An 11,454-nucleotide genomic window follows, 5' to 3' on the forward strand; every position below is an offset into this window, starting at 1 on the left:
GCGACGGCCGGCCAGGATGACTTGCGGGTGGTAGCCCAGCATGTCGGCCTTGTGGGTGAGGTAGTAGGGGTCGACGCCGATGCAGTGGCCGCCCACCAGGCCCGGACGGAAGGGCAGGAAGTTCCACTTGGTGCCGGCGGCCTTGAGCACTTCGAGGGTGTCGATGCCGATCTTGTGGAAGATCACCGAGAGTTCGTTCATCAGGGCGATGTTGAGGTCGCGCTGGGTGTTCTCGATGACCTTGGCGGCTTCGGCGACCTTGATGGAGCTGGCCGGGTAGACGCCGGCGGTGATCACCGAGGCGTAGGTGTCGGCGACGATCTTGAGGGTCTCGGGGGTGTCGCCGGAGACGACCTTCATGATCTTGGTGACGGTGCGTTCCTTGTCGCCCGGGTTGATCCGCTCGGGGGAGTAGCCGACGTTGAAGTCCTGCTTCCACTTGAGGCCCGAGAACTTCTCGAGGATGGGGATGCACACTTCTTCGGTGGCGCCGGGGTACACGGTGGATTCGTACACCACGATGGCGCCCTTCTTCATGTACTTGCCGACGCTCTCGCTCGACTTGACCAGCGGGGTGAAGTCGGGCTGATGGGCGTCGTCCACCGGGGTGGGCACGGCGACGATGATGAAGTCGGCTTCGGAGATCACCTTGGGGTCGGTGCTGCAGGTGAGGTGCACGGCGGCCTTGAGGTCTTCGCTGCTCACTTCACCGGTCGGGTCAACGTGGCGGGCGTAGGCGTCCACCTTCTCCTGGTGCAGGTCGAAACCGACGGTCTTTTGCTTCTTGCCGAACTCGACGGCGAGGGGCAGGCCTACGTAGCCGAGGCCGATTACTGCGATGGTGGTCATGCTTGAAACGTCCTGATTGAAGTGAAATGAATTCTTTGCAGATGGATTTTGCCAACTAAGGCTTCAAGCCTTTACGCCGGTCAGATTGGTTACAATCTGCTCGACAGCAGCCTGAGAGGAATACAATTTTTGCGCTAGCGCTTTTGCGCGGGTGGACATCAAAGCTCTGTCCTGGCTGTCGGCCAATTGGATACCGAGATCCCCAAAAGCTTCTACGGAATCGCCCACATAAGCCCGGCCGACGTTCTCCTCAGCAATGAGATCAACGAGATCGTTACCCTGGTTGATCCGTGCAAGCACCGGCAAGCCAGCCTGCATATAAGTCAAAAACTTTCCCGGCACATTGTGCGTCTTGTGGCGTGGGTCAAGCATGACCAGCCCCACGTGGCATTGGGCCAGCAGCCCCGGAACCTCAGTCGGATCAATCTCGTCGTGGAAAAGCACATTGGCCAATTTCTTGGCTTCAGCGACCCCTCGCAGCCGCGACACATCCGAGCCACGCCCGACAAATAGAAAGCCAAAGTCCCTTCGGTCGCGCATCCGCTCGGCCAAGCTCAACACCATATCCATGGCTTGCGCTGCGCCCATGTTGCCCGCGTACACAAAGATTTTTCTGCCGGCCAACGGGCTATTGGCGATTGAAACGCTGCAACCCACATCTTTGGCAGGCGCCAGCCAGTTCTGCAGCACTTCAAGCCGCCGCCCGGGGCGCTTCTTCCAATCGGCGAAATACGGCAGACCTGCCGGCGACTGCACGCCAATGGTGTCCGCTGCGTCGTATTGAACCTGCTCGAAATACTTGAAGAAACGATGGACGAGCCCACCCCGCTTCATCAAGCCCAGATCTACAGCCCATTCGGGAAAGATGTCCCGGATGATGAGATAACTCGGGCAACCGGACTTCTTCTTCACCCAAGCAGCAGCCCGACCAAAGAAGATCGTCGGCGAATACCACACGACGCCGTCCCACTTGGTGTCACGCAGCGGGCTCTGCTCAAGCCCCTTGCGCACGAAGCGGGAAAGCGCCAATTCAGCGAGGGTCCGCTTTACATACGGAGTATCCCGCGTCTGCATCGCCCGCACCCGGAGCACGCGAACCCCTTCAAGGGTTTCTAGTGCCCAGGGCGTCGAAATCAGATGCGTCGGCACAATGACCGTAATGTCATGGCCCTGGCGGACGAACTCCTGAGACAAATCCCGCAACTGAACGGCCCCGGAGGACCGCAAGGGCGGATAGGCATCCGCAATCAGGGCGATACGCATGGCTGTGCAACTTTCTATTAGTACTTCTTCCAGACCACGCGATTCACGTAGTCCGTGTAGCTGTGAATGATCCGGACGACCTTGTCCGACACGTTGGGCATGCTGTAATCGCCAACCTGGCGCAGCAGACGGGTGTCACCGCTCGGCTGGTCTTCGAGGATTGCCAGGCCCTGCATGACACGCTCGGTGTTCATGCCGGTCATCATCACCGCAGCCTCTTCCATGCCTTCGGGGCGCTCGTGGGCGTCACGCAGGTTGAGGGCCGGGAAGTTCATGATCGACGACTCTTCGTTGATCGTGCCGCTGTCCGACAGTGCCGCCTTAGCGGTGAGCTGGAGCTTGTTGTAGTCCTTGAAGCCCAGGGGCTTGAGGAGACGCACCAGCGGGTGGAACTTGGCGCCCATCGCATCCACACGCTTCTGGGTGCGCGGATGGGTGGAGACGATCACTGGCATCTGGTACTTCTCGGCGATCGCATTGAGCGTGGCCACCAGGTTGGTAAAGTTCTTGTCGGAGTCGATGTTCTCTTCCCGGTGGGCGCTGACCACAAAGAACTCCCGGGCTTTCAGCTCCAGGCGCTCCAGCACGTCGGAAGCCTCGATGCCTTCACGGTAGAAGTTGAGCACTTCGAACATCGGGCTGCCGGTCTTGATCACCATGTCGGGCGGCAGGCCCTCGCGCAGCAGGTAATCCCGCGCGATGGTGCTGTAGGTGAGGTTGATGTCGGCGGTGTGATCGACGATGCGGCGGTTGATCTCCTCCGGAACCCGCATGTCGAAGCAGCGGTTGCCGGCTTCCATGTGGAAGGTGGGGATCTTGCGGCGCTTGGCGGGCAGCACGGCAATGCAGCTGTTGGTATCGCCCAGCACCAGCATGGCGTCGGGCTTCTCTTCGCCCAGCACCTTGTCCACGGCGATGATCACGTTGCCGATGGTCTCGGCGCCGGTGGTACCGGCAGCGTTCAAGAAGTGGTCGGGCTTGCGCACCCCCAGATCGTCAAAAAAGATCTGATTGAGTTCGTAGTCGTAGTTTTGGCCGGTGTGCACCAGCACGTGATCACAGTATTCGTCGAGGCGCGCCAGCACGCGGGAGAGGCGGATGATCTCCGGGCGGGTGCCAACAACGGAAACAACCTTCAATTTCTTCATTGCTTCACCTTCATTGCAAACGTGTCGGGCTTCTCGCGATCGAAGATCTCGTTAGCCCACAGCATCACGATCATTTCGTCATCACCAATATTGGTGATGTTGTGGGTCCAGCCGGGCACTGTCTCGACGATGCGGCCCTCGCCACCCTCAGTGACGATCTCGTGGGTTTCGCCGGTGACGATGTGGCGGAAGCCGAAATGCGCCTTACCCTTTATTACCAAGAACTTCTCGGTCTTGGTGTGGTGGTAATGCTCGCCGCGGGTAATCCCGGGATGGGCAGTGAAATACGAGAACTGGCCACAATCCGGCGTCTTGAGCATTTCAACGAACACGCCCCGCGGGTCGCCGTGCTTGGGCACCTCGTAGGCAAAGGAATCAGGCGGCAAAAAGCTCAGGTAGGTGGAGTACAACGCGCGCACCAGGCCGGTGCCCACGCGATCGGTGATCATCGTGGCGCGGCTGGCAGCAAAACCGCGGATCGTATCGGCCACCTGGCCAACGGTGGTGTCGTATTCCGGGCCGGCCTGCACAAACCCGCTGGGCGCAGTTGCCGGCAGCAGGCCGATAAAAGCCTCGACCACATCGTCGACATACACCAGCTTGAGGGGCGAAGCCGGATCATTGATCTTGATCTCAAGCCCGCGCGCCACGTTGTGACAGAAGGTGGCCACAGCCGAGTTGTAATTGGGCTGAGACCACTTGCCGAACACGTTGGTCAGGCGGAACACATAGGCCGGCGCACCGGTTTGCTTGCCGTGGGCAAACACCACATCCTCGGCCGCACGCTTGCTCTGACCGTAGGGATTGTCGAGCGCGGCCTGGGTGGAGGACGACAGCACCACCGGTGCCTTGTTGCCGTACTCGGCCAGCAGACTGCAGACGGTTTCGGTGAGACCGGCGTTGCCGGTGGCAAACTCGCTCACATCCTTCGGGCGGTTGATGCCTGCCAGGTGAAAGACAAAGTCCGCACCCTTGAGCGCGGCCTTGAGGTCTTCATCGGACGAATCCAGCGTGATACGCGCGATATCCGTATGGCCCAGCTCACCCAGACGAACAGAAAGATTGCGGCCGATGAAACCGTCGGCCCCGGTGATCACGATACGCATGGCAGCTTAGTCCTGGGCCACGGCGTGCTCGCCGCGGGCGATCTTCTGCATGAAATCGAGCTTGAGCAGCAGCTTGGTCATACCGTCCACATCCAGGCGCTCGGTGTTGTGGGAGGTGTATTCCACGGCCTCGGTAATCTTCTGCTCGCCTTCTTCCACGAACTTGTCGTAGTTAAGATCGCGGCCATCGGCCGGCACACGGAAATAGCCGGGCAGATCTTCTGCGCAGGCACGCTCTTCACGGCTCAACAGGGCTTCGTAAAGCTTTTCGCCATGGCGGGTGCCGATGACGCGCACCTCGTGCTCGGGCTTCTTCATCAGGCCGAGGATGGCCTGAGTGAGCACATCGACAGTGGCGGCCGGGGCCTTCTGCACAAAGATGTCGCCATTGTTGCCGTTGGTGAAGGCGTAAAGCACCAGATCCACCGCATCATCCAGCGTCATCATGAAACGGGTCATGTTGGGGTCGGTGATGGTGATCGGCTTGCCGTTGCGCACCTGATCCACAAACAGCGGAATCACCGAACCACGGGAGGCCATCACGTTGCCGTAGCGGGTGCCGCAAACGACGGTGCCGGTGCCTTCCAGGTTGCGAGAGGCGGCAACCATCACCTTCTCCATCATCGCCTTGGAGATACCCATTGCGTTGATCGGGTACACCGCCTTGTCGGTGGAAAGGCACACGACGCGCTTTACCTTGTTGGCGATGGCCGCCTCGATCATGTTCTCGGTGCCGAGTACATTGGTGCGTACCGCCTGCATCGGGTGGAATTCGCAGGACGGAACCTGCTTCAGGGCGGCCGCGTGGAAGACGTAATCAACACCCCGCATTGCCGCATTGATGGAGTGCGGATCACGCACATCGCCAATGTAGAACTTCAGCTTGCGATTGTTGTAAAGCTTCCGCATGTCGTCCTGCTTCTTCTCGTCACGGGAGAAAATACGAATTTCACCGATATCAGTAGAAAGAAAGCGACGAAGAACAGCATTACCAAAGGAACCTGTACCACCCGTCACCAAGAGCACTCGATCTTTAAACATACCAACCTCAAAAAATTAATCTAAAAAATCAGCCAGATATCCACTCATCGAGAACACGCTCCATGGCGTCGTCCCAGAAAACAAAATCTTGATTACCTATCGCGCTCCGTGCAAGCTCAAGCTTTTCAGAAGATACTTTAAGATCCCACAAAAGTTCAGCAAGCTTTTGATAGTCCGCATATGGAGTCAAAAAGCAACACCCTGACTGATAAAACGGTTTAGCCGTCTCGATTTCAGAGTTAGCTAAAAAAGGGGTTCCCGTAGCAACACAGTCGCCCCACTTATTGGGCTCAGCGACAACATTAATCGGGATCGATGGATCATAAAAAGTAAAGACCAGATCAGCCCGATAACAACACGCCAGCGCCTCTTCATTTGATACCGGCCCAAGATACTCTGCAAAGGAATGCTTAATCAAAAGATCCCCTTCAGGACTATTTGACCGACCAGCAATCAGCACATTTACTTTCCGTCCTGACTCCTCTAGCACATTCAATGCTTTCAGCAGCGTAGCAATACCTCTAGTTCCTGAAAGCCAACCATTCACATACAAAGTAAATTCGACTCCACGCTCATAGTGACGGTCACGCGCTATACAAACAGCCGAGTCATATACTTTCTTGCTCGGAGTATTCTTTACGACTCGTAGATTGCTATCACGTACCGGCCACCTAGACTCACCTGGGACTAGATGAACTTTTGCTCTGGCTGCTATGAATCGCTCGGCAGCCTGAAAAAAAAGCTTCGCAAAATGTGGCCATTTGTGGCTTGAAGCGAAATTATCCGCATTATCAAAGAAAAATGCCCCCCTCCGGCCTCGAATGAGTGCAACAGGAAACGCGGACTCAAACGCCAAGCAGTAATACTTATTCTCACGAGAGGACAACAAGACACGAGCAAGGACCGCAACAGCCCAAACCAAATATTCAATCCCCATGCCAAACCGGCGCCAACGGAATGAGATTAAAGAAATCTCGTTCCATCGCTCTCCCGCTTGCCCCTGCTGGACACCTTTGGGTGGCAACTTCCAAACAACGAAGTCCTTGCCACACCGATCAAGCAATTTACACAACTTATAGAGCCTTGCTCTCTCATAGATCGAATCAACTCGCGCTACAACTACAGTCTTCAATTGACCACCTCAAACTCTCCCATGCCCCCTACGTTCAAGCCGAGACAGAAACATGTAGGAAACCGCCGAAAAAATGACAACGTTCCACGGCGTAGAAAAAAGGAACCCGGCACGCAGGAAAAAATATACCAAACAACTGAGGTAAACAGAAACAAAAAAGGTATGCAACTTTGAAGCAAGAACGATTCTTTTATACAAGACTGCAACAAAGAAGGCCCACAACAAGCCATAGAAAAATGGCCCAAGTCCGCCAAAAACCATATGACCTTCTGCTAGCGCACCGTAGGTCGTCGTGTGATATGTGACAGTATCAGGCTCGTACAAGGGCCGCCAGTACCGATTATAAAAGCCGAAATAGGGCTTATCTTCCCATAGAAACCGCGGCACCACAGCTGTTGCTGTATCAACAACAGCGACCAAAACAAACTCTGGATCCCAGTCGAAATCTTTCGCCACTTTTGCGCTGTAGTAAGCTTCTCTTTGATAATCAACAACGGCACTCAATACGTCAACAGCATCCGCTTTCTTGTCCGAATCTCCGTAAGCGACGAAAGCAGAAAAAAAAGCGCCTAGCATTAGCAATAAAAATAAAGCAAAAATCCCTATTTTTCTCCCGAGTGTAACTTTGCCTCCCATGCCCGACTTTTGGTACAGCAAAGCAGAAAATATCACAACCATCAAAAACTGGGATTTCCCACCACCCAGAATCATGGAAGAGACAACAACAAGCAGGAGCAACAAGTAAACTTTTCGTTTTGTTGAAAAAAACCCGTTTAACACCATGAACAACGCAATTAACTGCATACAGGTGTTAATAAAAATCAAGGGACCGAAACCCTCTTTTATATAGGTGTAAGCCCGCGGATTAATCATCCGATCAACCATTGCAACAGGATTAAAATCAACGCCACTACCTATATACAAAAAATAAACAAGCAACATCAAAGAAACAACACGAACCGTAGTTCCAAGTGGAATCAACGCAAATCTATTACTTTCCAACTTTGCTCTTCTCAAATAAAACGGAACCAAGACCAAAACGCCGGCCGCCCAGCTATAGAAAAAGTATCGAACATTTTCAACACCCACATCTAATTCTTGGGAGGACAACTTTAAAACCCAGGCATCTCCACCAAAGAGGTCACCGTAATATGGAGCAACATAAACAAATATGTATGCAAACAAAAACAAAACCAACGGTGAAAATGCAACATACCGCCGCCTCAGCATGATCGGCTCTAAGACAAGCAATGCCAAAGCAGAATAGAGAACATCGTCAAGCACAGCGACTCTCACTAAAATTTTCGCTACAAGCTCTAGCGCATTTCAAAATCAAAAAAAGCTGAACCATATAGCTAGCAGCAAGCACCGCCGAAAAAAAACCGACAGCAAACAACGAATCCAAGCCGATGAAATTCGCCAACAAAACAGAAAGAACAATTGAAACGATCCGACCCAACTCCCAAAAAAATTGCGTGGTCTGCCTACCAACAATCACAAACACTGTTGAGAGAGGGGAACTAACCAATTGAAGCAGAAACGCCCAAACCAAAAATGACGAATAAACGCCACTTGTCGCCCACTGACTACCGAAAATAAAACCAAAAAGCTGACTTCCAAAAAAAGACAATAGACTCGCAGGAATCAACCCAACCGCAAAAAGGCGAACACTCGCCGATTTCACATAGTCATAGAAGCGTGGATCTTTTTCGTTGTAAGCCCCTGCCAGTTTACTCAAGTAAACCTGCGCAACGGCCATTCCAACAAAATGCATCGGAAGAACAACCACACGTTGCGCGAGCACATAAGCTCCGGCCACGGCAGCACCATAAAAGACCGAAAATAAGATATTTGGTGCAAACAAACCCGCGGTACCAATGAGTGCGGCAGGAGCAGACTTCACCGCATAATCACTGTGACGAAAAGCAACACACCGAATGCGTCTCTTATATTTTATAAAATCGTCTTTTTTTAAAAACCAACCAAGCCTGGACCAAAGAAAGAAAAACGAAAGAACTAATCCAGACAAATAACCTAGCGCGAGCCCATACCACCCGATCCCGACAAACCCAAGAGTCAATTGAGCAAGAACACCACCACCATTTTGAAGAGCTCTTGCATAACCAACGTCTCTAAACTTCTTTCTGCGCACAGTCACGTAACTAGCAGCCTGAAAAAGCCCGAAAAAAAATACGGACAATGCGCACAGAAGCGGGAATCCCACCAAATCTCCAGAAACTGAAAAATCAGAAACCTGCCACCCAACAAGCAAGGGAAAGGATACCAATGAAACAAATCCAACAAGCACGAGGGCCAAGCGGAAAAGCAAATTAGAACTCCGCTCACTTTTGACGACTGATGATGCGACGTCATAACGAAACGCAGCGACAGCCCCAATAACGCTCACCACTGAAACGTACACGCCGAGAAAACCGAAATCAGCGGGCGTATATATTCTGGTTAAGACAGGAGAGGCCGCTATTATCAACAACTGACCAAGGGCAGCCCCACCCGCAACCTGCAGTACCCTTGAAAGGGTACTATCGCTACGCATAAAAAACTCCGTATACAAAGAAAAATAAAGGCTCACGATTTATACGAGTAGCGATAAACATACCCTTTATAGCCGTAACGATACCTCTGGCGATCCGTATTCAGATCGTTAAACACAAAACCCTTCACCTGGACACCCGAATGATTAAGTCTCTTCACGGACTGCTCAAGCTCCGCAATCGGATGACGCCCAGCACGAGCCACCATCAGAGTGGCGCCCGCCATACGACCAATGATCGCAGCGTCGGAAACAGCCAAGATCGGCGGCGCATCCACGATCAAGGTGTCGAATTGCTTACCAAGCAATTCGAGCATCTGCTCGAAGCGCTGATGCATTAGCAATTCGGACGGGTTGGGAGGAATCTGGCCGGTAGTGACGACCCATAGGTTTGGTACGGACGTCGGCTTGACGATGTCCTCCAACTTCACTGAGCCCACCACATATTCGCTCACGCCGGTCTCGCGGCGCAGACCGAACTCCTTATTGATGTGGCCCTTGCGGAGGTCAGCATCGATGATCACGATACGCTGGCCGGCGTTGGCCAGCACTGCGCCCAGATTCTTGGAAATAAAGCTCTTGCCCAATCCGGGGCTGGAGCCGGTGATGAGTAAGGAGTTATGGGGCGCATCCATCAGCGCAAAGTGGATAGTGGTGCGAAGGCCGCGCAGGCTCTCAATGGCGTCATCTTCGGGATTGCGGATGGCTAGGAGCTCACCCCCGGTTTTGGCACCCTTGGCGCGGCGAACGATAGAAGCCTCTTCCGGACTGTGGGGGATCGTGGCGTAAACCGGAAGGCCGAGCTGAGATTCGATAGTTTCGGGGTCTTCGACTACCACACGCAACGAACGGATGATCCACACAGTGCCAAGGCTGGCCGTAAGGCCTAGCAGTGCCGCCACGGCAAGCACGGCTGGCACCTTCATACCAACTGGCTGACGTGAGACGGCGGCTTGGTCAAGGATGCGCACGTCACCCACGGTGCCAGCCTTGGACACCTTGAGCTGCTGGGCGGTGTTGACCAGATTGGTGTAAAGGGTGGTGGAGACTTCCACGTCGCGAGCAAGCTGCAGCACCTTTTGCTGAGTGTCGGGCAGCTTGTTCACATCAGCATCGAACTGGCCGCGGCGCTCCTTGAGGCGCTGCAGGCGCTGGTCCACGGCCTGTACGCGGGGGTGCTCGGCGGTGAAGTTCTGGCGCAGCTCGTCACGCTCCTGCTTGAGGGCGACGATCTGGTTGTCTACTTCGACGAGGGACTGCAGCACGCTCTGGGTTTCGAGGTTCAGGTCGAGCGAACCGCGAGCCTGGCGGTAATTGTTGTAGGCGGCTTCGGCGACGTCCATCTCACGCTTGAGGGCGGGGAGCTGGGTCTCGAGGAACTTGAGGGTGTTCTCAGCTTCCGCAGAGCGGCGCTCCACGTTCTGGCGCACGTAGGTCTTGAGGATGTCGTCGAGGACGAGGCCGATCTTTTCCTGGTCCGGGCCGGTTAGGCTGGCTTCGAGGATGCCGGACTTCTTGCCGCGCTCCTTGACAGCAAAGCTCTTGCGCAGAGATTCGACAGCAGATTCGGTGGAGCGGCGCACCAGCACGAAGCGGGTGCCGGGCCGGGCAACGAGGTTGGAGACGAAGATGGAGAACTTGCCGGCGGTGACGCGGGAGCCTACGGCGCCCTTGAGGGCTTGGTCGCCGTCTTCGTCGGAGAGTTCGAAGCTGCCGTTGTCGCCCACGGTGAGGATCAGCGGCTTGTCTTCGGCGCTGCGGGGCACGTCCAGGGCATCCACCTGCAGGGTTTCGCCGCCCCAGGCGTAGCTGTCGAGGCCGAACAGCGGGGTGTTGGGCTCGCTGCCCTTGTAGCGGCGGGCGATGGCGCCACCGATGATGGGGAAGGTCTTGGGCTGGACTTCGATGTCGAGCTTGAGGCGGTTGATGACGCGGCCCAGCACCATGCGGGAGGTGAGGATCTCCTGCTCGGCAGACACGGTGGTGCTGTCGCCCAGCAGGGGCTGGAGATCCTTGAGCGCGGCCGACATGCCGCCGCCGCCCTTCTCTTCGACCTGCAGCAGGCCGTCGGCCTTGTAGACCGGCTTGGCCACAAACAGGTAGGCGCCACCCAGCAGGATGAACAGCGCGGTGATGGCGGCGATGAGCCAGCGGTATTCCATGACCACCGCGATGATTTCGCCAATGGCCAGGCCTTGCTCTTCTTCGGCGCCGGTGGCTATTTGCTGGCCGGGCATGGTGGCCTTGGATTTGAGGGTTTCGTTTTCCATGGTCGACTGGGTGTGGGCTATTTGGGTCTGGGCCGGGATTTGTGGGGGGGGGTTGGCTAGGAGAGCGGGCAGTACTTGCTCAAGCTCCGCTAAA

The 11,454-nt window shown here is 55.1% G+C and carries 9 protein-coding genes; all 9 read right to left on the minus strand.

The features are described from left to right. Window positions 1–849, minus strand: an 849-nt coding sequence (locus ZRA01_RS17670) for a nucleotide sugar dehydrogenase (protein WP_141354670.1), incomplete at its 3' end; no start/stop codon positions are given. Between the two features lie 63 nt (window positions 850–912). After that, the gene (locus tag ZRA01_RS17675; protein ID WP_141354672.1) at window positions 913–2,112 is read right to left on the minus strand and encodes a glycosyltransferase family 4 protein; all 1,200 of its coding nucleotides are present in this window, start codon (window positions 2,110–2,112) and stop codon (window positions 913–915) included. A 17-nt stretch (window positions 2,113–2,129) separates the two neighbouring features. Then, window positions 2,130–3,260, minus strand: a complete 1,131-nt coding sequence (wecB, locus tag ZRA01_RS17680) for a non-hydrolyzing UDP-N-acetylglucosamine 2-epimerase (protein ID WP_141354674.1) — start codon at window positions 3,258–3,260, stop codon at window positions 2,130–2,132. Next, window positions 3,257–4,366 carry a UDP-2-acetamido-2,6-beta-L-arabino-hexul-4-ose reductase gene (gene wbjC, locus ZRA01_RS17685; protein WP_141354676.1) on the minus strand — a complete coding sequence of 370 codons (1,110 nt, stop codon included), beginning with the start codon at window positions 4,364–4,366 and terminating at the stop codon, window positions 3,257–3,259. The genes wecB and wbjC overlap by 4 nt, the downstream gene beginning before the upstream one ends. Before the next feature lie 6 nt (window positions 4,367–4,372). Next, on the minus strand, window positions 4,373–5,407 hold the full coding sequence (locus tag ZRA01_RS17690) for a polysaccharide biosynthesis protein (RefSeq protein ID WP_141354678.1): 1,035 nt from the start codon (window positions 5,405–5,407) through the stop codon (window positions 4,373–4,375). 28 nt (window positions 5,408–5,435) lie between these two features. Continuing rightward, window positions 5,436–6,539 (minus strand): glycosyltransferase family protein, encoded by a 1,104-nt coding sequence (locus ZRA01_RS17695; protein ID WP_141354680.1) that lies wholly within the window; start codon window positions 6,537–6,539, stop codon window positions 5,436–5,438. A 9-nt stretch (window positions 6,540–6,548) separates the two neighbouring features. Beyond that, window positions 6,549–7,823 carry an O-antigen polymerase gene (locus ZRA01_RS17700; RefSeq protein ID WP_141354682.1) on the minus strand — a complete coding sequence of 425 codons (1,275 nt, stop codon included), beginning with the start codon at window positions 7,821–7,823 and terminating at the stop codon, window positions 6,549–6,551. Further along, the gene (locus ZRA01_RS17705) at window positions 7,816–9,093 is read right to left on the minus strand and encodes a lipopolysaccharide biosynthesis protein (protein WP_141354684.1); all 1,278 of its coding nucleotides are present in this window, start codon (window positions 9,091–9,093) and stop codon (window positions 7,816–7,818) included. Before ZRA01_RS17705 ends, ZRA01_RS17700 begins: the two co-directional genes overlap by 8 nt. A gap of 32 nt (window positions 9,094–9,125) precedes the next feature. Beyond that, window positions 9,126–11,360, minus strand: coding sequence for a polysaccharide biosynthesis tyrosine autokinase (locus ZRA01_RS17710; protein WP_246093734.1), 2,235 nt, complete (start codon window positions 11,358–11,360; stop codon window positions 9,126–9,128). Window positions 11,361–11,454 lie beyond the last annotated feature (94 nt).

Source organism: Zoogloea ramigera (assembly GCF_006539865.1).
GTDB lineage: Bacteria > Pseudomonadota > Gammaproteobacteria > Burkholderiales > Rhodocyclaceae > Zoogloea > Zoogloea ramigera.

What these genes read in the sequence shown, in the direction of transcription:
- ZRA01_RS17675 (WP_141354672.1), bottom strand. Translation starts at nt 2,112, where the DNA reads ATGCGTATCGCCCTGATTGCGGATGCCTATCCGCCCTTGCGGTCCTCC.
- wecB (WP_141354674.1), bottom strand. Translation starts at nt 3,260, where the DNA reads ATGAAGAAATTGAAGGTTGTTTCCGTTGTTGGCACCCGCCCGGAGATC.
- wbjC (WP_141354676.1), bottom strand. Translation starts at nt 4,366, where the DNA reads ATGCGTATCGTGATCACCGGGGCCGACGGTTTCATCGGCCGCAATCTT.
- ZRA01_RS17690 (WP_141354678.1), bottom strand. Translation starts at nt 5,407, where the DNA reads ATGTTTAAAGATCGAGTGCTCTTGGTGACGGGTGGTACAGGTTCCTTT.
- ZRA01_RS17705 (WP_141354684.1), bottom strand. Translation starts at nt 9,093, where the DNA reads ATGCGTAGCGATAGTACCCTTTCAAGGGTACTGCAGGTTGCGGGTGGG.
- ZRA01_RS17710 (WP_246093734.1), bottom strand. Translation starts at nt 11,360, where the DNA reads ATGGAAAACGAAACCCTCAAATCCAAGGCCACCATGCCCGGCCAGCAA.